We start from the raw sequence: 25,263 nt of genomic DNA, 5'->3' as shown, positions 1-25,263 counted from the left end.
GGCTCAGGCGGCCATGCACAGTCCCTCGGACGACGAGGGGGACGATGCCGCACGGCGGCTGCCGCCCGAGTACCGCGAGGTGACCCGGATCAGTTCGCCCTGCGCCCTCGACAGCAGGTCGCCGAGGCTCAGTCCGAGGGCGTGGGCGGCGGCCGCGAGGACCTCCGAGGAGGCCTCCTTGCGGCCGCGCTCCACCTCCGACAGGTACGGCATGGAGATGCGTGCCTCGTCGGCGACGTCCTTCAAGGTCCGCTCCTGCGCGAGACGTTCGCGCCGCAGGACGTCACCGACCAGGTCGCGCCACAAGGGTTCCTTCACGGCGGGAGCCGGTGGCCCCTGGTGTGGCGGAGCGGTGGCCGGACGGGCGGCCTGGGGGCGCGCGCCGGGCGGGCGAAGGGGGATGACGCGGGCTTCGTTCGGCACGTGGTTGGTCACTTCTCCAGCCTAGGAGTCGTGGTCGTCAGGGGAAGGGGCCGACATTCCGCCCTGGGTGGAATCGCCGAACAGGAGGGCGGCCAGGCGGCGTTGGGAAACCCTGGCTCCTCTTCGCGCCGGAACTTCCCCCGTCGTGATCGTCGCACGCCACGGTTTTTTCCGCCGCTCGGCCGATCGCCGGGCATGTGTGGCAGATAACCGGGTACCCGCAACCCGGAGGGACCTAGGCAGATGTCAGCCGTGACGTTCATGGGAGAGACAATGGAGACCGCCGTGATCCGGTCGCAGGCACAGGTCGTCGAAGAGAACGCGGAGGCCGGCACGGGTGACGGAGCACTGCCGGGAGTCGTGGACCCGCGGTCCGTGGCTCCGCGGGACGCCAGGGAGCTGTCCCGCCAGTTCTTCCAGCGCCTGACGGAAGTCGAAGAGGGCACGCACGAGTACCAGTACGCGCGCAACACACTGATCGAGATGAACATGTCGCTCGTGCGGTTCGCGGCCGGCCGGTTCCGTGGCCGCGGCGATGACATGGAGGACATCGTCCAGACCGGCATGATCGGCCTGATCAAGGCCATCGACCGGTTCGAGCTGTCGCGCGAGGTCGAGTTCACCTCCTTCGCGCTGCCGTACATCGTCGGTGAGATCAAGCGGTTCTTCCGGGACACGACGTGGGCGGTGCACGTGCCGCGGCGGCTTCAGGAACTGCGTGTGGAGCTGGCCAAGGCCCGCGAGGAACTCGCCAGCCGGCTGGACCGCGAACCCACGGTCACCGAGCTGGCCACGCTGATGAACATCTCCGAGAAGGAGGTCGTCGAGGGGCAGATCGCCGCCAACGGGTACAACTCGTCGTCGCTGGACGCCGCGCTCACCGGTGACGGCCCGGAGGGCGGCGAGGCGGTTCTGGCCGACTTCATCGGCGTGGAGGAGGACGGGCTGCGGCTCGTCGAGGACTTCCACTCGCTCGCCCCGCTGATGGCGGAGCTCAGCGAGCGCGACCGGCAGATCCTCCACATGCGGTTCGTGGAGGAGGCCACCCAGGCGGAGATCGGGGAGCGGCTGGGCTGCTCGCAGATGCACGTCTCCCGCCTGATCAAGCGGATCATCACGCGACTGCGCGAGGGCATGCTGGGCGAGCTGGGCTGCGCCTGACGCGGTCGGCGGACCAGCGGGTGCCGTCCCCACACGCGGGAGTGGGACGGCACCCGCCATTCGTGTCGGCTCCGGGATTCCGGGGTTCCGGGCGGCTCAACCGCCGGTGGACGGCTCAGCCATCGGTTTCGTCGGTGAGCGGGAGCACGACGCGTACCCGTTTGCCCACCGGCACCCGCTCCACGGTGACCTGCTCCGCGAGCGCGTGGACGATCTCCAGGCCGTGCCGCCCGACGCGCTCGGGATTGCGGGGGAAGATGCGGGGCAGTGCGGAGCTGCTGTCGTAGACCGACACCGTCACCGCGGTGTCGGTGCCGACGAGCTCCAGGATGTACGGCCCGTTGCTGTGCCGGTCGGCGTTGGTGACCAGCTCGCTCACGACGAGCTGCACCGCGCCGTCGGCCCGGTCGTCGATGCGGGCGCACCACTCGGTCCTGAGCTGGTCGAGGAAGAGCGCGGCGAAGGATCGCGCCTCGGCGATGCAGCCCTGCTCGCCGGTGTAGTGTGCCGCCCGCCTCAGCGGTTCCACGGGCACGTCGAAACCAGTCGGTATCACTGCCCCGTCCAGGTGGTCGATCATTCGTTTCTCTCTGGGAAGCCGGACTGGCCGGACGCTCTGCACAGTGCTCGTACCCCGAGCCGGGCCTCGCAGTCCTGACAGGCCTTCGGCCCGTCCGGTGCCCTGGGCATTGTCCCCTGTCCGCGGGGCACCCGGTAGGAATCGGGACCGGCCGAGGGCGGCCGGTCCGGATCGCCGGAGGTGTGCGGTGGCCTGCTGGATGTGGCTGGTCGTGGTGGTCGCGGCGCTCGCCGCCGTCGTCGTGGTGACGCTCGCCGTGCAGGCCGGCCGGCGGTCGGGGACGGTCATCGCGGTACGGCGCCGGCCCGGTGGGAAGGGCGAGCGATGAACGAGCTGATGGCGGCACGGAGCCTGACGACCCTGCCGGTGGTCACCCTGGGCGGCGAGGCCGTCGCGCAGGTCAAGGACACCGTCTTCGACGCCGCTGCCGGGCGTGTCACCGGCTTCACGCTCAGCGGCCGGGGACTGCTGTCGGGCCCGCTGAAGCGGAGCCTGCCCTGGGCGGCCGTGCACTCGCTGGGCCATGACGCGGTCATGATCGTCGATGCCGGTGCCCTGGCGGAGACGCCCGTCGTGGTGGCGCGCCGGGAGGCCCAGCAGGGCCGGGTGCTGCACGCGAAGGTGCTGACCGACGAGGGCGCCGAGGTCGGGACGGTGCTCGACGTGGTCGTCGAGGGCGGCACGAGCGGCCGGGTCGTGGGCTTCCGGATCGCCGCGGGCAAGGCGCTGGTGCAGGGCTCCAGGCGGCGTCGGCACCGGGTGTACGTGCCGCGCGGCGAGACGCTCGCGGTCTCCGGCCGGGCGCTGGTGATCCCGGCGGACGCCACCCGCTACGTGGCCGACGACCTGCCGTCCTTCGCCGCCCGGGTCGGCGCCTTCCACGAGGGGCGTACGCCGCCATGATGCTGTTCTCGCAGGCGCGGGGGCTGCCGGTCCTGACGCTGACCGATGCGGAAGAGATCGGCGTGCTGAAATCCCTGACGGTCGACGCACCGTCCGGTGTGGTCACCCACGTCAGGGTGCGCGGCAGACACTCCCGCAAGGAGTCCGTGCTGGCCTGGGGCGCCCTGCATGCGATCGGCCCGGACGCCGTGCTCGTCCGCTCGGCCGCCGCCCCGTCCGAGGTGCCGCCGCACCACGAGCTGCCGGGCCTCAGAATCCTCACCGAGACGGGCGACGAGCTCGGCACGGTCCAGGACGTCGTGTTCGAACCGGAGACCGGCCGCATCGAGGCCGTCCGCACCGCCCACGGCGATCTGCCGGCCGACCGCCTGCTCGGCCTCGGCGACTACGCCCTGGTGGTCCGTGCCGGGTGAGCCGGACCGGGTCAGGAGGCCGGGGGCTGGTCCGGCGTGCCGTTACCGGTGTCGTTACCGGTGTCGTCTCCGGGCGGAGGCTGCGGCGGCTCCGACGTCGGCGGCTCGCTCGTCGGCGGCTCCGACGACGTCTCCGGTTCCGACGTCGGCGGTTCGCTCGTGGGAGGCTCCGACGAGGTCGGGTCGGACGGTGACGTCGGCGTGGTGACGCTCACCGACGGGGAGGGCTTGTCGGGCTTCTCGGTCTTGCGGTCCTTCGTGCCCGTGTCGCCCTTGTGGCGCTCGAACCACTCGCCGTCGGGCTCGCACATGACGAAGACGTCGACCGGCTTCGGAGCGGGCGTGACCGCGACGACGTTCGAGGGCTTGTACCCCGGCCACGCGTCGCCGGTCATCTTGGGCGCGCTCTGCTGGGCGACCGGCGCGGACAGCGGGTTGCCGCACGCGCAGCGCTCCCGGGGCACGCCGCGGTCGTCGACGAGGACGGCCGTGCCGGCCTGGAGGACGGCCTGGTAGCTGGTCGCGCGGCCGTCGCTGTACCCGTGGTTGGTGACGCGCGTGTCCATGCGCAGCACCACGGGTGTGAGCGAGCGCAGGTAGGCGGGAACGTCGGGCGGGTCGACGCGGGCGACGGAGGCGAACGCCCGCTGCTTGTCCGGCGCCCCCTTGAAGAACGTGATCTGCTTCTCCACGTCACAGCTGGCCATCTTGCGGGTGCCGCCGTACAGGCCGGGCGCTCCGCCCTGTACGCCCTGGACGGCGTTCTGCGTGGCCAACTCGGTGGGCGAGGGCGAGACCGGTGAGGCCGAGCTCTCCTTCGCCGTGGACTCGGTGAACGGGTCCGGGCCGGTGTCGGCCGCGGGCTGGAGGAAGACCTCGCCCTCGGACGTGCTGGTACCGCCGTCGGACGCGCCGGTGCCGCCGCCGTCGGGCCGGGTGAACACCACGGCCAGGATCACCGCGGCCACGACGGCGGTGGCGATCAGCGCGACGCGGGGTGCCGACCCCCACCACGGGCGGCGTGGCTCCGGCGCCTGCCCTCCCCCGCTCGGTGGCTCGGAGGGCGGCCCTCCTCCCGACGGCGGCTGGGAGGGACCCGACAGCGGGCCCGAGGGAGGTCCTGTGGGGCGCCCGGACGAGGGCGGTTCGACGCTCACGAGCTCTTCTTCCCGCGTGGGTTCTCTGCGGCCTTCTCACACCTGAGGAGATTGATCCGTGTGTATGCCGCTTTTTCCATTACGAGTTCATTGTGTGCTCCGGTCCCGTACGGCTCGCAAGCCGACGCGGACGGACCTCCCGACGGGCACCCGGCGCGGGTGCTGCTTAGCGTGGCAGCGTGAGTTCGCGCACCTCTTCCGGCCAGGCACGTACCTCCGGCGAGCGGGCCGTCGCCCGCCACGGCTGGGCGCATGCCCTCCTCACCGTGCTCGGCGGGCTGCTCGCCATGGCGGCGGTGTCCGCTCTGGGCCTGTGGGCGGCCGGGGCGGCGGACCTCCCGGACGGCGCTTTCCCGCCGGTCGTGGTGGCGACCGTGGTCACCGCCGTCGGGGGCGCCGTGAAGCTGTCCGGAAGCGCCGGAGACCTCGCCGACACGCAGGCGGGCCTGACCGTCATCCCGCTGTCCGTCACGCTCACCGGGGCACTGGTGATCGCCTGGGGTTTCCTGCGGCCCCTGCGGCACCGCGCGGTCGCCGGTGCCGCGGAGCTGGCCGGCTGGGCTGCCAGGATCGCGGTCCTGTGGCTGCTCGCGCTGATCGGCCTGACGCTCGCCGCCCGCCACACGTTCGACATCTCCCTCGGGAACGACGCGCTGGGCGAACTCGGCGATCTGTTCGGCGCCTCACCGGAGATCGGCTTCACCACCGACGTTCCGCTGTCCGTGTTCGTCGGCGTGGTGTGGCTGGCCGGCGTGCTGGCACTGGCCCTGCTGGTGTCGCGCGGCGCCCCGTTGCCGGCCGGGCTGCTGCGCTTCCAGACGTCGGTGCGGCCGGCCGCGTACGCGATGGTCGCGCTGCTGCTGGCCTACGTCGTCATCGGCGTGGTCGTCGCCCTGGTCGTCGCGGCGACCCGGGGGCACGCGGCGGAGACGTTCGCCGTGATCCTGCTCGGCATGCCCAACCTGGTGTGGATGGGGCTGACCATCGGCCTCGGCGCCACCTGGAACGGCCGCGTGGAGGGGCCGTTCGGGCTGCCCATGCCGCACGTGCTCGACGAGGTGCTGCGCACCCCGGACATCTCCGAGCTGAACCTGCGGACGCTCTCCGAGCACGACGGCAGGGTGTGGTGGCTGCTGGCCGTCGACGTGGTGCTGCTGATCGCCGCCGCGTTCGTGATGGCGGCCCGGTCGCCGGCCCGGGTCCGGGCCTGGCAGCACGCCGTGCACATGGCGGTCGCGCTCGTGCTCACGGTGTTCATGATCTGCCTGGTCGGGCGCATCTCCGCGCACTTCGGCCTGTCCGTGCTCGGCATCGGCGACCTGGGCGGCGGCCTCGCGGGCGAGTTGTTCCTCAGACCCCGGCTGTGGGGGGCCGTGGGCCTGGCCGTCCCGTGGGGGCTGGTGACCGGGTTCGCCGGGGCGCTGCTGGCGCGGCACGTACGGCGGCGGGGTGAGGTGCGCGCCGAGCCGGCGGGTTGAACAGCGGGCACACCGACTGCCCTTCGTCCGCTGCTCTACGCCCGCTCGACGAAGACCGGTTCGGCCCAGCGCGGGGGCGGCTTCGGCCGCTCCTCCCCCGGCTGCCGGCCCGCCCGGGCAGGGGCGGCCCCGGTGACGACCCCGCCGCCGGCCGCCGCGGCGCGCAGCGCGGCGACGAAGTCGAGGCAGGACGGATAGCGGTCGTCCGGGCGCTTGGCGAGGGCCTTGGCGAACACCGGGTCCACCTGTGGTGGGAGGTCGGGGCGGGCCTCAGTCAGCGGCGGCGGATCGTCGTACTGGTGCGCCCACAGCAGGGCCATGTCGTCGTCCCGTAGGAAGGGCGGGTGGCCGGCGAGGATCTCGTAGACGACGCAGGCGAGGCCGTAGACGTCGCAGCGGGCGTCGACCGGGCGGCCCGAGATCTGCTCTGGGGCGACGTAGTCGAGTGTGCCGACGAACTGGCCGACCGTGGTGAAGCCGGTGAGCGACAGCGACTTCTTCGTCAGGCCGAAGTCGGTGAGGTAGACGTGCTCGGGGTGGTCGCTGTCGGTGCCGCGGGACACCAGGATGTTGCCGGGCTTGACGTCCCGGTGCACCAGGCCGTGGTCGTGAGCCGCGTCGAGCGCGGAGGCGACCTGGGCGGCGACGCGCACGGCGGTGGCGGGCGGCAAGGGGCCCTCCCGGTCCAGGAGATGACGCAGGTCGCTGCCGGCGACGAACCGCATCGCGATGTACAGCACTCCGTCCGTCTCGCCGGCCTCGAAGACCGGCACGATGTGCGGGTGGTCGATCGCGGCGGCGGCCCGGGACTCGTGGGTGAAGCGGCGTCGGAAGGTGTCGTTGCGGGCGAGTTCCGGGGCGAGCAGCTTGAGCGCGACGGTGCGCTCCAGACGCAGGTCCCGGGCCCGGTAGACCACGGCCATGCCGCCGCGCCCGATCTCCTGCTCGATCCGGTACCCGGCGATCTGCTGCCCGACCAGCTCGGAGGGCCGCCCCGAGAACAGACTCGTCTCGCGGCTCAACGGGCGTCACCCTCGGGCGACACGCTCCGGGTGGGCTCGGACCCCACGACCCGCGTGGGCGCCTCGGCCGGTCGGCCCGCCTCCTTGTCCGGAGCCGGTGCGCCGTCCCCCTCGGGGGACACGGCCCGGGTGGGCGGCGCGTCGGGGGGCACGACCCCTGTTGGCACAGGCCCCTCGGGAGGCACGCTCCGAGGGTTCTCGGGGGCCTCAGGAGACACGACCCGCGTCGGCTCGGGAGCGCCGGGAGCTGCGGGGGATGCCAGCAGAGTGGGCTCGGGGGCCTCGGAAGGCATGTTCCGAGGGAGTTCGGGCGCCTCAGGAGACACCACCCGCGTCGGCTCCACAGCCTCCGGCGACACCATTCGGGTTGGCTCCGCAGCCTCAGAAGGCGCGACCCGACGGGGCTCGGACGCCTCAGGAGACACCACCCGCGTCGCCTCCGCAACCTCCGGCGACTCCACCCGGGTTGGCTCCGCAGCCTCAGAAGGCGCGACTCGACGGGGCTCGGACGCCTCAGGAGACACCACCCGCGTCGCCTCCACAGCCTCAGAAGGCGCGACCCGACGGGGCTCGGACACCTCAGGCAACACCACCTCCGTGGGAGCGAGGACCTCAGGAGGCACGATCCGGGAGGGCTCGGGAGTCTCAGGAGGCACGACCGGGCTCGGCTGTGCAACCTCCGACGACACCATCCGCCTCGGCTCAGCAGCCGTCGGCGAAACGATCCGCGTCGGCTCGGGGACCCCGGGAGGCACCACTCGCGCCGGCTCGGCAGCCTCAGGCGGCACGACCCGCGTGGGCTCGGCAGCCTCGCGAGACACGGATGCCGGAGGCTCAGACGGTACAACCCGCGTGGGCGGCGCCTCGGGCGGCGGGGCGGACTGCTCGCCCGGGCCCACTCGCTCGGCCCCGGGTGTCGTCCCGACGGCCTCCGCGGGCACGACCCGGGTGGGGGCGCGCACCGGGGCCGGGGGCTCGGACGGGCGGGGCTCCGGGTGCGCACGGGGTGTGTCGTCCGTCGCGTACGTGTTCGCCCGGGTGCCGTCGGCGTACACCCAGTGCCCGTGGGCGGCGTCGTAGAGCCACACGGACTCGCCGTCGACGACGACGCCGATCCGCAGGCCGTGGGTGCGGGCGTGGAAGGACTCCCGGTCCAGACCGCCCGCGAGGTCCTCGACCGCGGAACGGTAGCGAGCCAGGGCTTCCTGCGTACGGGCCAGCAGCGGGCGTGGATCGGCGCTGCGTGTGAGCGGCCCGTCCGCGGCGGGCGGATCCTGCGGTACGGCGACCAGGCGGCGGCCGTCGACCCAGGCCGACCAGCCGTTGAAGCACAGCACATGCCCCCAGTCACCCTGCCGCTCCAGGAGCTGCACCGGCAGCAGGGGGTCGAGGTCCACGGTGGGCCGGGCCGGGTCGGGCGCCTCCCAGGCGGGCATCCCGTGCTGCGGGACGACGTGGGTGGGCCGGAAACCGGGAGTCGTCATAGGGGCTGCCTACTTCCGCATCACGGCCGGTTCGTGGCGGCGCAGCAGCCGGGACACCAGGAAGCCGAAGAGCGCCGACAGGACGAGCAGCATCCCGACGTCGAGCAGCCAGGTCCCCGCCGAGTGCTCGAAGAGCGGGTCCTTGGTCAGCTCGTCGGGCACGATCCGGGACAGCCCGACGGTGCCGGCCATCGCGGCCAGGGCCCAGCGCGCGGGCACCAGCCAGCCCAGTTGCTCCAGCCCGGGCACACCGTCCAGCTTCAGCAGGGCACCGCAGAAGACGACCTGGACGATGGCGACGAGCACGAGCAGCGGCATCGTCACCTCCTCCTTGCGCACCAGCGCGGAGATGAACAGGCCGAGCATCATCGCCGTGAACGCCAGCAGCGCGACGGCGACCGCGATCTCCACCAGGGGCGACATCAGCACGCCTTCGCCGCCGGGCGCGTTGAGGTCCACGCCGAGCAGGGCGACCAGGGTCAGCACCACCGCCTGGAGCACGGTGATGACACCCAGGACGACGACCTTGGACATCAGGTACGCCGATCTGGACAGGCCCACCGCCCGCTCACGCTGGTAGATCACCCGTTCCTTGACGAGTTCGCGCACGGCGTTGGCGGCCCCGGTCAGCACCGCACCGACGCACAGGATGAGCAGGGCGTTCATCGCCGTGTCCTGCGTCAGCTTGCCGCCCGCCAGGGCCCGCGCCATCACGCCCATCACGAACGGCAGGGCGATCATGATGATCAGGAAGGTGCGGTCGGCGCTGAGTGCTGCCGCGTACCGCCGCACCAGCGTGCTGAGCTGGGCGGCCCGGCTGCGCGGCCGGGGCGGCGCAGTGATGGCGACGGGTTCGGAACGGGGCTGTTGCGGCTGGGCGGTGGCGTCGGCGACGTACCGGCCGTGGAAGGGCGAGGCGCTGTAGTCCCCGGCCCAGTCCCGGTCGGCGTCCCGGTCGAAGGCCTCGAAGGCCTCCGGCCACTGCTCGAAACCGAAGTACGCCAGGGCGTCCTCGGGCGGCCCGTAGTAGGCGATCTTCCCTCCGGGCGCGAGCACGAGGAGCCGGTCGCACACGTCCAGGCTGAGGACGCTGTGGGTGACCACGATGACGGTCCGGCCGTCGTCGGCGAGGCCGCGCAGCATGTGCATCACCGAGCGGTCCATGCCGGGGTCGAGTCCGGAGGTCGGCTCGTCGAGGAACAGCAGCGACGGCTTCGTCAGCAGTTCCAGGGCCACGCTGACGCGCTTGCGCTGGCCGCCGGACAGGCTGTGCACGTGCTGGTCGGCGCGCTGTTCCAGGCCCAGTTCGCGGATCACCTCGTCGACCCGGGCGCGCCGCTCGGACTTGGCGGTGTCCTGCGGGAAGCGCAGCTCGGCGGCGTAGGAGAGGGCTTTGCGGACGGTCAGCTGGGCGTGCAGGATGTCGTCCTGCGGGACGAGGCCGATGCGCTGGCGCAGCTCGGCGAAGTCGCGGTAGAGGTCGCGGCCGTCGTAGAGGACGGTGCCGTGGTCGGCGGGCCGCTGGCCGGTGAGGGCGTTGAGGAGCGTGGATTTGCCGGCGCCGCTCGGGCCGACGACGGCGAGCAGGCACTTCTCCCCCACCGGGAACGACACGTGGTCGAGCAGCGTCTTGCGGCCCCGGTCGACGGTCACCGCGAGGTCCTGCACGTCGAGGGAGACCTCACCGGTGTCGACGTACTCCTGGAGCTGGTCGCCGACGAGGCAGAACGCCGAGTGGCCGATGCCGACGATGTCGCCCTGGCCGACCGGTGCGCTGGTGACGCGGCTGCCGTTGAGGTACGTGCCGTTGTGGCTGCCGAGGTCGGTGATCTCGTAGGTCCCGTCGGGCAGGGCGCGCAGTTCGGCGTGCCGGCGGGAGACCACCAGGTCGTCGATGACCAGGTCGTTGTCGGTGGCGCGGCCGATGCGGACGGTGCGGGCGGGCAGCGGCCGTACGGTCGTGGGCTGCCGGTAGGTGCCCGTCATGGCCGGCATGGAGACGGCGGAGGGGCGTTCCGGGGCCGGTGCGGGGCGGCCCGTCAGGACCACGCGCGGTCCGTCGGCCGGGTTGCCGAGGCGGATGACGCTGCCGGGGCCGACGTCCCACTCGTGGATGCGGCGGCCGTCGGCGTAGGTGCCGTTGGTGCTGTTCTCGTCCTCGATGGTCCAGTGCCCGTCGTCGGGCCGCAGCACCGCGTGGTGCCAGGAGACCCGGTCGTCGTCGATGACGATGTCGCTCAACGGGTCGCGCCCGACGTGGTAATCGCGGCCCGGAATCATCACTGTGGAGCCCGTCTCGGTCTCCAGGACGAGTTCTGGTGCTACCGACGACTGCGCCATGACCAAGATTCTACCGATTTGCCTGATGTATGACTCGGTGAGCCGCTCAGGCCACGGGTACGCCCAGGACGGGAGCGGTCCGCTGCATCCGCAGGGCGTCCACGGACTCGGCGAGCAGTTCGTACTCGGTGGTGTCGTCGCTGGTGGCGATGCGCACCAGCCGTCCGGCCGCCAACTCCTCGGCGACCCGCTCCTGCTGACCGGGATCGGCGCACCAGGCGCGCAGCAGGGTGGGCACGTCGGGCACGGTCTCGGCGACCGGCACCAGCGCGCCCGGCGGTAAGTGCTCGGCGTCGGGCTGGGGGTCGAGGCGCTGGGCGATCCAGGAGGCGCGGTCGCGCAGCCACCACAGGGCGAGGGCGAGGGTGGGCGCCCGGTAAGTGCCGAGCGGGACTCCGATGCGGCGGCCGTCGCAGACTCCGTACGCCGTGACATGGCACAGAAACTCGTCGTGCACGTGCCCCTCCCCCGTTGCCCTGCCCGCCTGCCTGCCTGCCGGTCCTGCCCGCTCTGCGGCTCGCGTGCTGTGCGTGAGGGCGCCGTCGCTGGATGTGAAGCGCTCTCGCTGGTCAGTATGTTCACTACTGAAACACTGTCACCATGTCTTTCCGGCCACTCTCCTGACATGTTCACACCCCGAGTTGGCCGAAACGCTGCGGGCGGTCGCCACAGGGCATGACTCCGGAGGTAATCGACGGTCCCGCCGGGTCCGGGCAGGGTGGTCCGTGCCGGTTCGCCGCGAGCGGTGATCCGGGCCCTGACCAGCAGAGACGGTCTTTCGGAGGCTGATCGCCCATGTCCGCACCCGCTCACCGCTACGAGGACGCCGTCGCCCGCTACTTCGAGGCCTGGAACGCCGAGGACCCGGCGGCGCGGGGGAAGGCGGTCGCCGCCGCCTGGACCGAGGACGGCGGCTACACCGACCCCCTGGCCGACGTCCGCGGCCATGAGCAGATCGCCGCGTTGATCGCGGCGGCCCGCGAGCAGTTCCCGGGGTTGGTGTTCCGGCTCGCCGGCGCCGTCGACGGGCACCACCACATCGCGCGTTTCTCGTGGGAGCTGGTGAGCGAGACCGACGGCTCGGCGCCCGTGGCCGGGTCGGACGTGATCACGCTGGACGAGCAGGGCCGGATCAGGGCCGTGCTCGGCTTTCTGGACCGGATGCCCGCCGGGGCCGCCTGAGACCGGCGATGAGTTTCCCGGTGTCCGGCGGTCTGCCGTGTGAGAGGCGACCGAACACCGGAGGACACCATGGCCACGACCGGAAACCTGGACGCGGAATTCACCGCGGTCCTGCGCAGGAGCCCCGCCGAGGGCGGCTGGACCTATCTGGTCTGGCCCCGGTCCGTCGAGTTCTTCGGCACCCGCGGCCTGGTCAAGGTCCGCGGGACGATCGACGGGCACCCCTTCCGCAGCTCGTTCATGGCATTGGGCGACGGCACGCACAAGCTGCCCGTGAAGGCCGACGTCCGCAAGGCCATCGGCAAGGAGGAGGGAGACTCTGTGACGGTGCGCCTGGAGGAGCGGATCGGTTCCTAGTGCCCCAGCAGGCACTAGAACCTGTCCCGGGGGCGGCCGCCGCCCCCGGGGAGGCCGGGGGCGGCTACTGCTTGACGACCGCGTCGATACGGGCCAGCTCGTCCGCGTCGAAGTCCAGGTTGCCGATGGCCCCGACGCTGTCCTCCAGCTGCTGCGCGCTGCTCGCTCCGACCAGCGCGGAGGTGACCCGGCCGCCGCGCAGCACCCACGCCAGCGCCATCTGGGCGAGGGTCTGGCCGCGCGACTCGGCGATGTCGTTCAGGTCGCGCAGCCGGCCCACCAGTTCCTCGGTGACCGCGTCGGAGTTCAGGAAGGGGCTGTCGCTCGCGGCCCGGGAGCCCTCCGGGATGCCGTCGAGGTAGCGGGCGGAGAGCAGGCCCTGCTCCAGCGGGGAGAAGACGATGGAGCCAACCTGGAGCTCGTCGAGGGCGTCCAGCAGGCCCTCGTCCTCGGGGCGGCGGTCCAGCATCGAGTAGCGCGGCTGGTGGATGAGGAGCGGGGTGCCCAGCTCGCCCAGGATGCGGGCGGCCTCGCGGGTCTGCTCCGCGGAGTAGTTGGAGATGCCGACGTACAGCGCCTTGCCCTGTTGCACCGCCGAGTGCAGGGCGCCCATCGTCTCCTCGAGCGGGGTCTCCGGGTCGGGGCGGTGCGAGTAGAAGATGTCGACGTAGTCCAGGCCCATCCGCTTCAGGCTCTGGTCCAGCGAGGACAGCACGTACTTGCGCGAGCCCCACTCGCCGTACGGGCCCGGCCACATCAGATATCCGGCCTTGGTGGAGATGACCAGCTCGTCGCGGTAGGCCGCGAAGTCCGACTTCAGGAACTCGCCCAGCGCGGACTCGGCGGCGCCGGGCGGCGGGCCGTAGTTGTTGGCGAGGTCGAAGTGGGTGACGCCGAGGTCGAAGGCGCGGCGCAGGATGGCTCGCTGCGTCTCGACCGGCCGGTCCGGGCCGAAGTTGTGCCACAGGCCGAGCGAGAGCGCGGGGAGCTTCAGGCCGCTGCGTCCGGTGCGCCGGTAGGGCATGTCCGCGTAGCGGTCGGGGTGTGCGGTGTACAACGCGACTCCAGAGGGGTTGGCTCGGTCGGGAAGAAACCGGTGTCCACTCTGTCGTGACCTGCGCCCATGCGTCCAACAGAAGAATCCGATGGAATTCAGCGGCTACGCTTCTCAGTCATGGAACTGCGCCACTTGCAGCACTTCGTCGCGGTCGCCGAGGACCAGCACTTCACCCGGGCGGCGGAACGACTCCTGGTGTCCCAGTCCGGCCTGTCGGCCTCGATCCGGGCGCTGGAGCGGGAGCTCCAGACGCCGCTGTTCGTGCGCACAACCCGCCGGGTCACGCTCACCCCGGCCGGGCGGGCTCTCCTCGGTGAGGCCGAGCGGATCCTGGCGCAGGTGCGGGCCGCCCACGAGGCGGTGGCGGCGGTGCAGGGCGTCCTGCGCGGCATGCTCGCACTCGGCAGTGAGCAGTGCATCGCCGGCGTGCATGTCGCGGGACTGCTCGCCACCTTCCGGCATCAGCATCCGGACGTGGAGATCTGTCTGCGGCAGGCCGGGTCGGGCGCGCTCGCGGAGGAGGTCGCGGCCGGGCGGCTCGACCTGGCGTTCGCCGTACGGACGCAGGCGGACAGCGACCAACTGCGGTCGGTGCCGCTGACCAGCGAGCCGATGACGCTGCTGTGCCACGCCAGTCACCGGCTCGCTTCGGCCGGCGCGGCCGTCACGCCGGAGGAGCTGGGCGGTGAGGTGTTCGTCGACTTCCACCCGGACTGGGGTCCGCGCCGCACCACCGACACGGTGTTCGCCGCCGCGGGCGTACGGCGGACCGTGGCCCTGGAGGTGAACGACGTGCACACCCTGCTAGACCTGGTCGACGAGAACCTCGGCGTCGCCGTCGTGCCGCGGCACTTCGCGCACAAACGCGCCTCCCTGACCGCACTGCCGGTGAAGGGCACCGGCGAGGCGGTCTACGAGACGGTGGCCCTGCTGCCGCCCCTGCAGGCCACCAGCCCGGCGGCCCGGGCGCTGATGGCGCTGCTGGAGGCCTCGGGCGCGCCATTGGGCGCCACAGGCACGTCACCGGGGACCATGGGCGCGTCACCGGGGACCGCAGGCGCGCAAGCGGAGACCAGCGGCGTGTGAACCGGGACGCACGAGACGCGGTGATGCGCGATGGTGGAGCCATGCATGCGAAGGACATCCTCATCGACGGCTACAACCGCATCCGGGAAGAAGTCCACGCCACCGTCGAGGGCCTCGGGCCCGACGAACTGAGCGCCCGCCCCTCCCCCGACACCAACTCCATCGCCTGGCTGGTCTGGCACCTCACCCGCGTCCAGGACGACCACGTCGCCGACGCCTTCGACCTCGACCAGGTGTGGCTGTCCCAGGACTGGGAGAAACGCTTCGGTCTCGGTCTGCCCCGCCACGACACGGGCTACGGCCACAGCCCCGCCAAGGTCGCCAAGGTCCGCGTCGACTCCGGCGACCTGCTGACCGGCTACTACGACGCGGTGCACGCGCAGACCCTCGACGCCCTGCGCGGCCTGGCGGCCAAGGATCTGGAGCGCGTCGTCGACGAGCGCTGGGACCCGCCCGTCACCCTGGGCGTACGGCTGGTCAGCGTCCTGTCCGACGATCTCCAGCACATCGGACAGGCCGCCTACCTGCGCGGGCTCCTTCAGAGCGCGGCCTCGTAGCCGGGCAGGACCACGTCCCGGATGAGCGCGTTCCGCTCGTCGAACGGGAGGAACGCGCTCTTCAGGGCGTTCACCGTGACCGTGCACAGGTCCTCGACGGTCCAGCCCGCCTGCTCGACCAGCAGGGTCATCTCGCGGGTCATCGTGGTGCCCGACACGAGCCGGTTGTCGGTGTTCAGGGTGACGCGGAAGCCGAGGTCCTTCAGCGCGGTGATCGGGTGCTCGGCGATGGAGGTCGCGGCGCCGGTCTGGAGGTTGGAGGTCGGGCACATCTCCAGGGCGACACGCCGGTCGAGCACCCAGCCCGCGAGACGGCCGAGCTTGCCGGCGGCGAGGTCGGGAATGTCGTCGGTGATGCGCACGCCGTGCCCGATGCGCTGGGCGCCGCACACCTGAAGGGCCTGGTGGATGCTGGGCAGGCCGTGCGCTTCACCGGCGTGGATGGTGAACGGCACGTTCTCGCGGCGCAGGTGCTCGAAGGCCGCGAGGTGGTCGGCGGGCGGGAAGCCGTCCTCGGCGCCGGCGATGTCGAAGCCGACGACACCGGCGTCCCGGAACGCCACGACCAGGTCGGCGATCTCCCGGCTGCGGTCGAACATCCGCATCCCGCACAGCAGCGTCCCGACGCGCACGGGCGTGCCCGCGGCCGCCGCCTTGGCCATACCGGCCGCGAGCCCCTCCTGCACGGTCTCGACGACCTCGGGCAGGGCCAGCCCGCCCTTCACCATCAGCTCCGGGGCGTAGCGCACCTCGCCGTAGACGACACCGTCCGCGGCGAGGTCGAGCACGTACTCCTCGGCGGTGCGCAGCAGGCCCTCGCGGGTCTGCATCACGGCGAGGGTGTGTTCGAAGGTGGCTATGTAGCGCACCAGGTCGCCGGAGTTCGCGGCCTCGTAGTACCAGGCGGCGAGTTCGGCGGGATCGGTGGTGGGCAGGGTGTGGCCGATCGTGTCCGCGAGCTCCACCACGGTGGCGGGGCGCAGGCCGCCGTCGAGGTGGTCGTGCAGCACGGCCTTGGGCAGCCGGCGGAGGGTGTCGATGCGGGGCGCGGTCATGTGCGTGTTCCTCGGAAGGTGCGTTCTCGGTCGGGGCGGTCAGTCGGTGGCGGGCTGGAGCAGATCCCAGCGGTTGCCGTACAGGTCCTGGAAGACGGCGACGGTTCCGTACGGCTCGTGCCGCGGCTCCTCCAGGAACGTGACGCCCGCTGCGGTCATCCGGGCGTGGTCCCGGGCGAAGTCGTCGGTGTGCAGGAAGAACCCGACCCGCCCGCCGGTCTGGTCCCCGACCCGGCCGGGCTGCGCCTCCCCCTCGGCACGGGCGAGCAGCAGACCGCTGCCCGTCCCCGGACTACCGGGTTCGACGACGACCCAACGCGACCCGCCGGGCCGGGGAGTGTCCTCGGCGAGCCGGAATCCAAGAGCCTCGGTGTAGAAGCGGATCGCCTCGTCGTAGTCGTCGACGACGAGGGTGACCAGGGCGATACGTCGCATCAGGGCCTTTCGGAGCGTGTGGTCGACGGGAGAGGTTATACGTAACACGCACGGGGCGCAAACAGTCGGGAGTTCTGGACCTACCAGCATGTGCATCCACTGTACCTACTAGTATGTACATCAACCGTCTCAACGACCCTGCGACTCCGGAGAGACCTCATGCCCTTCGTCCGCATAGACACGCTCCGGGCCGGCCCCGAGCGACTCGCCGCACTCGGCCGTGCCGTCCACGACGCCCTCGTGGAGACGATCGCCATCCCGCCCGACGACCGCTTCCAGGTCCTGGTGGACCACGACGGCGCGAGCAGCACCCTCCGGTACGACGACTACCTCGGCGTGCACCGCGACGACGGCATCGCCTACGTCGCGATCATTTGGCGCTCCGGTCGCACGCCCGCGCACAAGCAGGCGCTGTACCGGAGGATCGCCGAGCTCGCGCACTCCTACGCGGGCATCGAGCCGCGGAACGTGTTCGTCGTCCTGACGGAGAACGGACCGGCCGACTGGTCGCTCGGAGAGGGACGGGCGCAGTACCTCGGCGCCCCGGGGGCCCCGGGTCTGTGATCTGGATCACGCGGGGAATCGACGGCATCTCGTCAGCGCCGGTGAGCGGAGTCTGGTGCGTGCAGTTGCAAGGCGGAGGAGGGAGTCGACGCGATGGAGGTCCTCCCTGCTCGAGCGGAGCCGAGAGCTCGTGGGAGTCGGGGGCCGACGACAACGCCGCAGATGCGCGTGCCAGACCCCGCGTCTGCGACCTGATCCGAACGACGGGCCTAGGCCCCCGGCCTACGTCCTCCGCCCGAGGCGGTCCGCCCGGCCACCCACTAGCGTCGCGGGAATGAAGATCACCGAGCCACCCCGCACGCCCGAGCAGCGCAAGGCGGACCTTCTGCACCGTCTGGGGCGGGAGATCGACATCTGGGTCGCCACGGCGGACACCGAAGGCGTGCCGTGCCTGGTTCCGCTCTGGTTCGTGTGGCACGACGAGGCTGTGTGGCTGTGCACACGGCTGACCAATCCCACGGGCCGGAATCTACGGGACGGCCGACGGGCCCGGCTGGCCTTCGCGGACACCCGGGACGTCGTCCTCGTCGACGGTGACGTGGAGACGTTCACGGCCCCGGAGGTGCCACCGGAGGCGGCCGAGGCGTTCCGCGCGAAGACCGGCTGGGATCCGCGCGAGGACCACGCGTCGTACGCGTTCTTCCGGGTGCGGCCGAGCGCGGTCCAGGCGTGGTGCGAGGAGCACGAACTGCCGCGCCGACATCTCATGCGGGACGGAGCCTGGGTGGTCTGACCGGTCAACCGGCCTTTCGGCGCGGCGCGTTCAGTCGGTCCAGTTCCCCTTCCGTGAGGCGGATCGCGCCCGCCGCCACGTTCTCCACGAGGTGGTCGGGGTTGCCGGTGCCGGGGATGGCGAGCACATGGAGGCCCTGGTGCAGGGTCCAGGCGATGCGGATCTGCGCGGGGCTCGCGCCGTGGGCGCGGGCCACGGCGCGTACCTCCTCGTCATGGGCGGTGGTGGCGCCGCGCTCCCCGCCCTCGCCGGCGACGGCATAGAACGGCACGAACGCGATGCCCTGTTCACCGCAGATCCGCAGCAGTTCCTCGGTGGCCGGATCGGGGCGGTCGAGGGCGTACGGGTTCTGCACGCAGACCACCGGCGCGATGGCCTGCGCCTCGGCGAGGTGGCGGGGTTCGACGTTGGAGATCCCCAGGTGGCGTATCAGGCCTGCTTCGCGCAGTTCGGCGAGGGCGCCGAAGTGCTCGGCGATCGAGTCGTACTTCGGCATGCGGCGCAGGTTGACCACGTCCAGGTGGTCGCGGCCGAGCTGGCGCAGGTTCTCCTCGACGTGCCCGCGCAGGTCCTCGGGGCGGGCCGAGGTGCCCCACTCCCCGTCGTAGGTCCGGTAGGGGCCCACCTTGGTGACGATGACGAGGTCGTCGGGGTACGGCGCCAGCGCGCTGTTGATGAGCTCGTTGGCGGAGCGCAGCGACGAGAAGTAGAAGGCGGCCGTGTCGATGTGGTTCACGCCGAGGTCGATCGCCTTGCGCAGGACGGCGATCGACCGGTCGCGGTCGCTCGGAGTGCCGAGATGGAAGGCGGCACTGCCCGTCAGCCGCATCGCGCCGAAACCGAGGCGGTGGACGGGCAGGTCGCCGAGTTTCCAGGTGCCCGCGGCGTCTGCGGTGATCATCTGTGAGCTCATCGGGGGAGTCTCACACACTCCTCGCCGTCAGCAGTAGAGATTGCCGCCGGGCGACGTCCCGAGGATCTGCGTGAACCGCTGGTAGTTGCTCACACGGCTCTGCACCTGTGCCGGGTTCTTGCCGTCGCACTCCAGGGAGCCGTTGATGCTGCGGATGGTCTGGCCGAAGCCTGCGCCGTTCACCATGGCGTTGTGCGGGGTCATGGTGCCGGGGCCGGTCTGGGTGTTCCAGTACCACAGGGCCGTCTTCCAGGCGACGGCCGCGTCGTTCTGGACCAGCCAGGGGTTGTTCAGCAGGTCGATGCCGAGCGCATCGCCCGCGGCCTTGTAGTTGAAGTTCCAGCTCAGCTGGATCGGGCCGCGCCCGTAGTAGGCGGCCTGGCCGGCCGGACAGCCGTAGGGGCGGCTCCAGTCGCAGTAGTGCGGGTAGTTGGCGGTGTTCTGCTCCACCACGTGCACCAGGCCGCCGGTCTCGTGGCTGACGTTGGCGAGGAAGGCGGCGGCCTCCTGCTTCTTCACCGTGTCGCTGCCGGTGTCGGCGAAGCCGGGGTAGGCGCTCAGGGCAGCGGTGAGACCGCTGTAGGTGTAGAAGGGATTCCGGTTCGGGAACATCTGGTTGAACTGCGCCTCGGTCACGACGAAGCGCGCGTCGGGCGTGCCCGGACCGCTGTCGCAGGCGTAGGGCTCCCAGTACCAGGTGCTGATGGTCGGGTCGTAGCCCGGGTTGGCGTGCTCGGCTGCGTACGCCTTGCCGTCGGTGTAGCGGACGATGTCGCCGGCGGCGTACGACTTGCCGGCCACCCAGTTGGGATAGCTGGAGCACGCGGCGGCGGAGGCGCTGGTGGCGGGCAGGAGTACCGGGGCGGTGCCCGCTAGGGCGAGGGCGGCCAGGACGGCGGAGACACGGCGTCTCGACACGGATCAACTCCTTTGCGGAACACGGCCGCACCCGTCACGGGCAAGGCGGAGCAGAGCCTTCACCGCACGCACCGGGAGGACCGGTCACGGCGTGGGTGGCGCGGCCGTGGTGGGGGGTTGTCGGAGGCACACTCAACCGCGTTGGTCTGTACCAGTCAAGGGTGTAGACCAGTCATCCGTGCACCGGGGTCACCCCGGGCTCACACGCGTGCCGACTCCGCCAGCGTCACGGTCAGCCGGTCCAGCAGGGACCTCAGCAGTTCGTCGTCGCCGTCGCCGAGCGGGGGCCAGCCGGCCCGCACCGCGCGGTCGAGCCGCTGCCAGTACTCCTGGCCGCGGGGAGTGAGGTGGGCGAGGACGCGGCGGCGGTCGAACGGGTCGACCCGGCGGTGCACGAGGTTCTCGTCGACGAGCTGGTCGACCAGCTTGGTCAGCGTCGGAGGCGGCAGAAAGGCGGCCTCCGCGATCGCCGTCATATGGTGCCCCTCGCCGTCGGACAGCAGCGCCAGCACCCGCCACGCGTCGAGCGAGCAGCCCTCCTCCTCCAGCACGGCCCGCAACCGCCGCGCCGCCAGGCGCTCCGCCCGCGTCAGCAGTTGCACCAGGTCGTCGGGCCGGCGCGGGGTCGGGGTGGGCATCCTGCTCCTAGTTCACGAGGTGCGTCCATCCTAGGAGACGCGGTGGAGTTCGTCCGGCCGAGCCGGAATCATGACGCCATGTTCCGGCACGACCTCACCGCGTCCGAGTGGTTCACGGCCGACGACTCCGTGCTCGGCGTGGCCCTCGTCTTCCCCCTACAGGGACCGGCCGGGATCTTCGGGCCGACCTGCGAGCTGTGCGCGCGGCTGGCCGCCGAGGAGGTCAACCGGGACGGCGGCGTGCTCGGCAGGGAGCTCCGGCTGGTGCCGGTCGACGGCTCGGGCGCGCCCGGCGAGGTCGCCGGCCACGTCGAGGCCCTGGTGGACCTGGGCGTCGTGCAGGGCGTCACGGGCTGGCACATCTCCTCGGTGCGCCAGGCGCTGGCGCCGCGGATCGCGCACCGCGTCCCGTACGTGTACACCGCGCTGTACGAGGGCGGTGAGGACACGGCGGGCGTGTTCCTGACGAGCGAGACGCCGCGCGACCAACTGCGGCCCGCGATGGATCTGCTGGCGCACGAGCGCGGGGTGCGGCGGTGGTTCGTCGTGGGCAACGACTATGTCTGGCCGCGGCGAACGGCACGGGCGGCACGCGGGTACGCGCACCGGTCGGGCGGGTCCGTCGCCGGCGAGGTCTACCTCCCGCTCGGCACCCAGGACTTCGAGCCGGTGCTCCGCCGTATCGAGCGCTCGGACGCCGACGGGGTGCTGATGCTGCTCGTCGGCAGCGACGCGGTGCGCTTCAACCGGGCGTTCGCGGCGCACGGCCTGCACGCGCGCTGTCTGCGGCTGAGCACGCTGATGGACGAGAACATGCTGATGGCGAGCGGCCCGTCGGCCACCCAGGACCTCTACAGCACGGCCGGGTTCTTCGCCTCGCTGGCCAATCGGGACACTCTGGACTTCCACGGGCAGTACGCGGCCCGCTACGGCGTCGAGGCACCCGCCCTCGGCAGCCTCGGCGAGTCCTGTTACGAGGGCGTGCTGTTGCTGGCCGCGCTGCTGAAGCGGGCAGGGACGCTGGACGTGTCGGCGATCGGCGCGGCGGCGGGCGCGGTGTCGTACGAGGGCCCGCGCGGACTGCTGCACCTGCGGGACAGTCATGTCCGCCAGCGCATCTACCTGGCCCGCGCCGACGGGCTCGACTTCGACGTGCTGACGGAACTGGACCTGCGCGGCGCGCGTCCTTGACGGAGCCGTCGAACGACACACCCCGGGATCGACACGCCACGCCGCGCGAGCGCGAGAATTCCTCCATGAGCTCCGCATCCCCCGCCGTCCCGCCCCACCCCCTCGTCACCCGCGCACAGCGGCTGGCGCACGATCTCCTCGTCCCGCACGCCGAGCGCGTCGACCAGGAGGGGATGCCGGCGAGCCACATCGAGGCGGTGAGGCGGTCGGGCCTGCTCGGGCTGGGCGCGCCGAAGGAGTACGGCGGGGCGGACGCGCCCGCAGCCGTGGCGCGGGAGGTCGCGGAGATCCTGGCCGGGGCGTGCTGTTCCACATGGTTCGTGCAGACACAGCACCACACTCCGGTGAAGCTGCTCGCCACATACGACTCGCCGGTCCGGGAGAAGCTGCTGCGCCCGCTGGCGACCGGCGAGTCGCTGGCCGGCATCGCGTACGCGCACGTCCGTGCCTTCCCCCGCGTGCTGGTGCGGGCCGTGCCCGAGCGGGGCGGCTGGCGCTTCGAGGGCACGGTGCCCTGGTACACGGGCTGGGGTCTGAACGACGTGATGCTGCTGGCGGGCGTGACGGACGCGGCCGAGGTGGTGTTCGTCGTCGCCGAGGCCCGCGAACAGCCGGGGATGCGTCCGTCGGCGCCGATGCGGCTCGCGGCTCTCACCGCCGCCCGTACGGTCTCCCTGGAGCTGGACGGCCTGTGGGTGCCGGAGGACTCCGTCGTGCTGCGCACCTCGCAGGAGCAGTTCGCCCTGGTCGATCTGCCCAGGGCCGCCAACACCAGTCCGGCCGTGTTCGGGGTGGCGGGCGCGGCGCTGGACCTGGTGGCGGACGCCCCGGACGGCCGGGAGCCGGCCCGGGCGCTGCGGGCCCGGCTCGACGACGTCCGGCGGGAGGCCTACGCCCTGGCCGACCACGCCGCCCCGCACGAGTGCGTCCCGGAACGCCTGGCGCTGAAGGCACGGGCGTACGACGTGCTGCGGGCGGCCACGACCGCGGCGATCGTGGCCGGGGGTGGCCGGTCCATGGCCCTGGACAGCCGAGCGCAGCGGCTGGCACGCGAGGGGATGTTCCTGCTCGTGCAGGCCCAGACGGCCGAGGCACGCCGGACGCACCTCGGCGCGCTGGCGTCCGGCTAGTCGAGCCGGGGCAGCGCCGACGGTTTGTCCGTGCGGGACGGGACGCTGCCGCAGAACTCCGCTTCGATCACGTTGATGTAGAGCGACGGGTCCGGGAGCCAGTCACCGTTGATGTTGAACGTCAGCTGGTGCTTCCCGTCCTGTGTGCCGACCATCGCGGACAGGGAGCCGTTGGTACGGCCGCTCTTGCCCACGACCTTCACGCCGCAGGACAGCTGCGCGAACTCGACTCCGAGTCCGTACCCGAGCCCACCCCCCGCGGGGACCTCGTCGAGCAATTCCTTCATCTGCTTCGGGGGCAGCAGTTCGCCCTTGATCAGGGCTCTTTGGAAGCGGTTGAGGTCGCCGCTGGTGGAGATGACATCGCCGGCCGCGCCCAGCCAGGTCATGTTCTGTTCGGTGGCGTCATGGATCGGGGCGTCCGGGGCGTCCTGGTGGAGCCGGGAGTAGCCGACGGGGTGGGGTTTCGGCATGTGGGGTGACGTGCCGGGGAACGACGTGCCGCGCAGCTTCAGCGGCCGGATGATGCGGCGGGTGATCTCCTGCGCGTACGAGCGGCCCGTCACCTTCTCGATGACCATCCCGGCGATGACGAAGTTGGTGTTCGAGTACACCGGCGTCCTCTCCGGGTCGGGCAGCGGCGGGTACTTCAGCGCGATCGCCACGAGTTCCCCGGGCGTGTGCGTGTCGTACCGGTGCTCCGGAAACCCGGGACCGGCGGCGTCGTGGACGAACGCGGGGTCGTCGGTGTAGTTGGCGATGCCGCTGGTGTGGTTGAGGAGCCGCCGCAGAGTGATCTTGTCGCCGTCGTAGCCGTTGCCCCGCACCAGGCCGGGCAGCCATCGCTCGACCGTGTCGTCCAGGCTCAGTCTGCCTTCGGCCTCCAGCTGGAGCAGGACGGTCGCGACGAACGTCTTGGTGATGCTGGCCCCGCGGAAGTGGTCGCCGGGGGAACGCTCGCGGCCCGTGCCGGTATCGGCGTGGCCGGCCTCCGCGTACCAACTTCCCTTGTTGTCACGGACCTTGGCGGCCACTCCGGGCAGTCCGCCCTTGTCGACCAGGTCACGCAGTGCGGTCCGGGTCGCCTCGTGGTCGCGCTGCGGCTGTGCCGCGTGTGCGGACGGGGCGAGTGCCGCCGTTCCGGCCGCCAACGCCACGGCCAGGCCGAATGAGACAGTGCGTGAAGCCCGCTGCTTCATGGGTGTGTGCCTCCAGTTCACCGAGGGGCAGGGCTTGCCCCTCGGTGCGGATGACGCCCAACTCGGGCTTCAGGGTTGATCGTTGGGACGGGATACCGAGGCCCTAGCCCGCGAAGGGCGCGAGCACGGCGGGTTCGGTGGGCGTCGTGGGTGCGGTGGGTGCGGCGTCCTTGTCCGCGGGGTGCCGCCACAGCCCTTGTGCGGCGAGGCGCGGCAGCACGCCCTCGCCGAACCAGTACGCCTCCTCCAGGTGGGGGTAGCCGGAGAGGATGAACTCCTCGATGCCGAGGGCCTGGTACTCCTTGATCCGCTCCGCGACCTCGTCGTGGCTGCCGACCAGGGCGGTGCCCGCGCCGCCGCGCACCAGGCCGATGCCGGCCCACAGGTTGGGGTGGATCTCCAGGCGCTCGCGGCTGCCGCCGCCGTGCAGGGCGAGCATGCGCCGCTGGCCCTCGGACTCGCTGCGGGCGAGCCCGGCCTGCACCGACGCCACGGTCTGCGGGTCGAATCCGTCCAGCAGCCGGTTCGCCTCGGCCCAGGCCTGCTCGGCGGTGTCGCGGGTGATGACGTGCAACCGGATGCCGAAGCGGAGGGTGCGGCCCTCGGCGGCGGCCAGCGAGCGGATCCGGTCGAGCTTCTCAGCGACCTGGGCGGGCGGCTCACCCCAGGTGAGATAGACGTCGGCGTGCCGGGCGGCGATCTCACCGGCGATGGGCGAGGAACCACCGAAGTACACCTGGGGCACGGGGTCGGGCACGCGGGAGAGTGCCGCGCCCTGCACCCGGAGGTGCTCACCGTGCAGGTCGACGGTCTTGCCGTGCCACAACTCCCTTACGACGTGCAGGAATTCACCGGTCCGGCGATACCGGCTGTCCTTGTCGAGGAAGTCACCAAAAGCGCGCTGTTCCTGGTTCTCGCCGCCGGTGACGACGTTGAGCAGCAGCCGTCCGCCGGTCTGCCGCTGGAAGGTGGAGGCCATCTGCGCGGCCAGGGTGGGCGAGATCAGTCCGGGCCGGAAGGCCACGAGGAACTTCAGGCGTTCGGTGTGCTGGCCGACCATCGCGGTGGTGAGCCACGCGTCCTCGCACCAGGCGCCGGTGGGCGTGAGGGCCCCGGCGAAACCCACCTCCTCGGCGGCGCGGGCGATCTGGCTCAGGTAGGCGACCGTCGGCGGCCGGTCCCGGCCGGACGCGGTGGCCGGGGTGCCGTGGCCGCCGCCGACGACATGGCGGCTGTCGCCGTTGGTGGGCAGGAACCAGTGGAAGGTGAGGGACACGGGGATCTCCG

Annotated in this window: 28 protein-coding genes; 13 read left to right on the top strand and 15 right to left on the bottom strand. The window is 71.8% G+C overall.

The features are described from left to right. Nucleotides 1-3: 3 nt before the first annotated feature. Entirely contained in the window at nt 4-435 is a 432-nt protein-coding gene (locus tag AOQ53_RS05935) for a helix-turn-helix domain-containing protein (RefSeq protein WP_059415589.1), read from the bottom strand. Between the two features lie 261 nt (nt 436-696). Here AOQ53_RS05935 and AOQ53_RS05930 point away from each other — a divergent pair, with 261 nt between their 5' ends. Next, complete coding sequence (locus AOQ53_RS05930; RefSeq protein WP_059415587.1) at nt 697-1,584, top strand: RNA polymerase sigma factor SigF; 888 nt, start codon at nt 697-699, stop codon at nt 1,582-1,584. A 115-nt stretch (nt 1,585-1,699) separates the two neighbouring features. On the opposite strand, the gene AOQ53_RS05925 is transcribed toward AOQ53_RS05930, so the two are convergent. Next, entirely contained in the window at nt 1,700-2,164 is a 465-nt protein-coding gene (locus AOQ53_RS05925) for an ATP-binding protein (protein WP_059415585.1), read from the bottom strand. Nucleotides 2,165-2,351: 187 nt separating this feature from the next. On the opposite strand from AOQ53_RS05925, the gene AOQ53_RS44450 reads away from it, so the two are divergent. From AOQ53_RS44450 to AOQ53_RS05915, 3 genes are read left to right on the top strand one after another with little or no spacing between them, the layout of a single operon-like run. Continuing rightward, nucleotides 2,352-2,492: a hypothetical protein gene (locus tag AOQ53_RS44450; protein ID WP_167745682.1), complete on the top strand. Its 141-nt coding sequence runs from the start codon at nt 2,352-2,354 to the stop codon at nt 2,490-2,492. Continuing rightward, nucleotides 2,489-3,067, top strand: a complete 579-nt coding sequence (locus tag AOQ53_RS05920; RefSeq protein ID WP_059415583.1) for a PRC-barrel domain-containing protein — start codon at nt 2,489-2,491, stop codon at nt 3,065-3,067. The genes AOQ53_RS44450 and AOQ53_RS05920 overlap by 4 nt, the downstream gene beginning before the upstream one ends. Beyond that, on the top strand, nt 3,064-3,480 hold the full coding sequence (locus AOQ53_RS05915) for a PRC-barrel domain-containing protein (protein ID WP_059415582.1): 417 nt from the start codon (nt 3,064-3,066) through the stop codon (nt 3,478-3,480). Before AOQ53_RS05920 ends, AOQ53_RS05915 begins: the two co-directional genes overlap by 4 nt. Nucleotides 3,481-3,491: 11 nt before the next feature. Here AOQ53_RS05915 and AOQ53_RS05910 read toward each other — a convergent pair whose 3' ends face one another. Then, nucleotides 3,492-4,637 carry a DUF6777 domain-containing protein gene (locus tag AOQ53_RS05910; protein ID WP_236711604.1) on the bottom strand — a complete coding sequence of 382 codons (1,146 nt, stop codon included), beginning with the start codon at nt 4,635-4,637 and terminating at the stop codon, nt 3,492-3,494. Nucleotides 4,638-4,816: 179 nt separating this feature from the next. On the opposite strand from AOQ53_RS05910, the gene AOQ53_RS05905 reads away from it, so the two are divergent. Next, on the top strand, nt 4,817-6,115 hold the full coding sequence (locus AOQ53_RS05905; protein ID WP_059415581.1) for a streptophobe family protein: 1,299 nt from the start codon (nt 4,817-4,819) through the stop codon (nt 6,113-6,115). A 35-nt stretch (nt 6,116-6,150) separates the two neighbouring features. On the opposite strand, the gene AOQ53_RS05900 is transcribed toward AOQ53_RS05905, so the two are convergent. Genes AOQ53_RS05900 through AOQ53_RS05885 form a run of 4 tightly spaced genes read right to left on the bottom strand, consistent with a single transcriptional unit; the run spans nt 6,151 to nt 11,418 of the window. After that, nucleotides 6,151-7,137 carry a serine/threonine-protein kinase gene (locus AOQ53_RS05900; protein WP_059415579.1) on the bottom strand — a complete coding sequence of 329 codons (987 nt, stop codon included), beginning with the start codon at nt 7,135-7,137 and terminating at the stop codon, nt 6,151-6,153. Next, on the bottom strand, nt 7,134-8,621 hold the full coding sequence (locus AOQ53_RS47970; RefSeq protein ID WP_408055139.1) for a hypothetical protein: 1,488 nt from the start codon (nt 8,619-8,621) through the stop codon (nt 7,134-7,136). Before AOQ53_RS47970 ends, AOQ53_RS05900 begins: the two co-directional genes overlap by 4 nt. 9 nt (nt 8,622-8,630) lie before the next feature. Further along, the gene (locus AOQ53_RS05890; RefSeq protein ID WP_059415577.1) at nt 8,631-10,961 is read right to left on the bottom strand and encodes an FHA domain-containing protein; all 2,331 of its coding nucleotides are present in this window, start codon (nt 10,959-10,961) and stop codon (nt 8,631-8,633) included. A 46-nt stretch (nt 10,962-11,007) separates the two neighbouring features. Beyond that, entirely contained in the window at nt 11,008-11,418 is a 411-nt protein-coding gene (locus tag AOQ53_RS05885; RefSeq protein ID WP_059415575.1) for a hypothetical protein, read from the bottom strand. Between the two features lie 338 nt (nt 11,419-11,756). On the opposite strand from AOQ53_RS05885, the gene AOQ53_RS05880 reads away from it, so the two are divergent. Both AOQ53_RS05880 and AOQ53_RS05875 read left to right on the top strand, forming a co-directional pair. Then, the gene (locus AOQ53_RS05880) at nt 11,757-12,143 is read left to right on the top strand and encodes a nuclear transport factor 2 family protein (RefSeq protein WP_059415574.1); all 387 of its coding nucleotides are present in this window, start codon (nt 11,757-11,759) and stop codon (nt 12,141-12,143) included. A gap of 69 nt (nt 12,144-12,212) precedes the next feature. Further along, the gene (locus tag AOQ53_RS05875; RefSeq protein WP_059415571.1) at nt 12,213-12,500 is read left to right on the top strand and encodes a DUF1905 domain-containing protein; all 288 of its coding nucleotides are present in this window, start codon (nt 12,213-12,215) and stop codon (nt 12,498-12,500) included. Nucleotides 12,501-12,564: 64 nt separating this feature from the next. On the opposite strand, the gene mgrA is transcribed toward AOQ53_RS05875, so the two are convergent. Further along, nucleotides 12,565-13,557, bottom strand: coding sequence for an L-glyceraldehyde 3-phosphate reductase (gene mgrA, locus AOQ53_RS05870; RefSeq protein ID WP_059415569.1), 993 nt, complete (start codon nt 13,555-13,557; stop codon nt 12,565-12,567). Nucleotides 13,558-13,674: 117 nt separating this feature from the next. On the opposite strand from mgrA, the gene AOQ53_RS05865 reads away from it, so the two are divergent. Further along, a complete protein-coding gene (locus AOQ53_RS05865; protein ID WP_059415567.1) occupies nt 13,675-14,643 on the top strand; it encodes a LysR substrate-binding domain-containing protein in 969 nt (322 codons plus the stop codon). Between the two features lie 41 nt (nt 14,644-14,684). Next, on the top strand, nt 14,685-15,200 hold the full coding sequence (locus tag AOQ53_RS05860) for a mycothiol transferase (protein WP_059415566.1): 516 nt from the start codon (nt 14,685-14,687) through the stop codon (nt 15,198-15,200). Here the strand turns inward: AOQ53_RS05860 and AOQ53_RS05855 are convergent. Together AOQ53_RS05855 and AOQ53_RS05850 are read right to left on the bottom strand one after the other, a co-directional pair. Continuing rightward, complete coding sequence (locus tag AOQ53_RS05855) at nt 15,182-16,255, bottom strand: adenosine deaminase (protein ID WP_059415564.1); 1,074 nt, start codon at nt 16,253-16,255, stop codon at nt 15,182-15,184. The two genes, AOQ53_RS05860 and AOQ53_RS05855, sit on opposite strands and share 19 nt — an antisense overlap. A gap of 39 nt (nt 16,256-16,294) precedes the next feature. Beyond that, a complete protein-coding gene (locus AOQ53_RS05850) occupies nt 16,295-16,690 on the bottom strand; it encodes a VOC family protein (protein WP_059415562.1) in 396 nt (131 codons plus the stop codon). 159 nt (nt 16,691-16,849) lie between these two features. Between AOQ53_RS05850 and AOQ53_RS05845 the strand changes: the two genes are divergently transcribed. After that, nucleotides 16,850-17,254: a tautomerase family protein gene (locus tag AOQ53_RS05845; protein WP_059415560.1), complete on the top strand. Its 405-nt coding sequence runs from the start codon at nt 16,850-16,852 to the stop codon at nt 17,252-17,254. Nucleotides 17,255-17,528: 274 nt separating this feature from the next. Beyond that, a complete protein-coding gene (locus tag AOQ53_RS05840; protein WP_059415558.1) occupies nt 17,529-17,987 on the top strand; it encodes a pyridoxamine 5'-phosphate oxidase family protein in 459 nt (152 codons plus the stop codon). A gap of 4 nt (nt 17,988-17,991) precedes the next feature. Here AOQ53_RS05840 and AOQ53_RS05835 read toward each other — a convergent pair whose 3' ends face one another. The 3 genes from AOQ53_RS05835 to AOQ53_RS05825 form a co-directional block, all read right to left on the bottom strand. Then, nucleotides 17,992-18,900, bottom strand: a complete 909-nt coding sequence (locus tag AOQ53_RS05835) for an aldo/keto reductase (protein ID WP_059415556.1) — start codon at nt 18,898-18,900, stop codon at nt 17,992-17,994. Between the two features lie 27 nt (nt 18,901-18,927). Continuing rightward, nucleotides 18,928-19,818 carry a glycoside hydrolase family 19 protein gene (locus AOQ53_RS05830; protein ID WP_059415554.1) on the bottom strand — a complete coding sequence of 297 codons (891 nt, stop codon included), beginning with the start codon at nt 19,816-19,818 and terminating at the stop codon, nt 18,928-18,930. 200 nt (nt 19,819-20,018) lie between these two features. Beyond that, nucleotides 20,019-20,456 carry a MarR family winged helix-turn-helix transcriptional regulator gene (locus AOQ53_RS05825; RefSeq protein ID WP_059415552.1) on the bottom strand — a complete coding sequence of 146 codons (438 nt, stop codon included), beginning with the start codon at nt 20,454-20,456 and terminating at the stop codon, nt 20,019-20,021. Nucleotides 20,457-20,534: 78 nt separating this feature from the next. Here AOQ53_RS05825 and AOQ53_RS05820 point away from each other — a divergent pair, with 78 nt between their 5' ends. Beyond that, nucleotides 20,535-21,647, top strand: a complete 1,113-nt coding sequence (locus tag AOQ53_RS05820; protein ID WP_059415646.1) for a substrate-binding domain-containing protein — start codon at nt 20,535-20,537, stop codon at nt 21,645-21,647. A gap of 65 nt (nt 21,648-21,712) precedes the next feature. Beyond that, complete coding sequence (locus tag AOQ53_RS05815; RefSeq protein ID WP_059415550.1) at nt 21,713-22,777, top strand: acyl-CoA dehydrogenase family protein; 1,065 nt, start codon at nt 21,713-21,715, stop codon at nt 22,775-22,777. Here the strand turns inward: AOQ53_RS05815 and AOQ53_RS05810 are convergent. Both AOQ53_RS05810 and AOQ53_RS05805 read right to left on the bottom strand, forming a co-directional pair. Beyond that, the gene (locus AOQ53_RS05810) at nt 22,774-23,976 is read right to left on the bottom strand and encodes a serine hydrolase domain-containing protein (RefSeq protein WP_059415548.1); all 1,203 of its coding nucleotides are present in this window, start codon (nt 23,974-23,976) and stop codon (nt 22,774-22,776) included. The genes AOQ53_RS05815 and AOQ53_RS05810 overlap by 4 nt on opposite strands. A gap of 103 nt (nt 23,977-24,079) precedes the next feature. Then, entirely contained in the window at nt 24,080-25,252 is a 1,173-nt protein-coding gene (locus AOQ53_RS05805; protein WP_059415546.1) for an LLM class flavin-dependent oxidoreductase, read from the bottom strand. Nucleotides 25,253-25,263 lie beyond the last annotated feature (11 nt).

This window comes from Streptomyces azureus (assembly GCF_001270025.1).
GTDB classification, from domain to species: Bacteria; Actinomycetota; Actinomycetes; order Streptomycetales; family Streptomycetaceae; genus Streptomyces; species Streptomyces azureus.
This window is presented reverse-complemented; position numbering and strand designations above follow the sequence as displayed.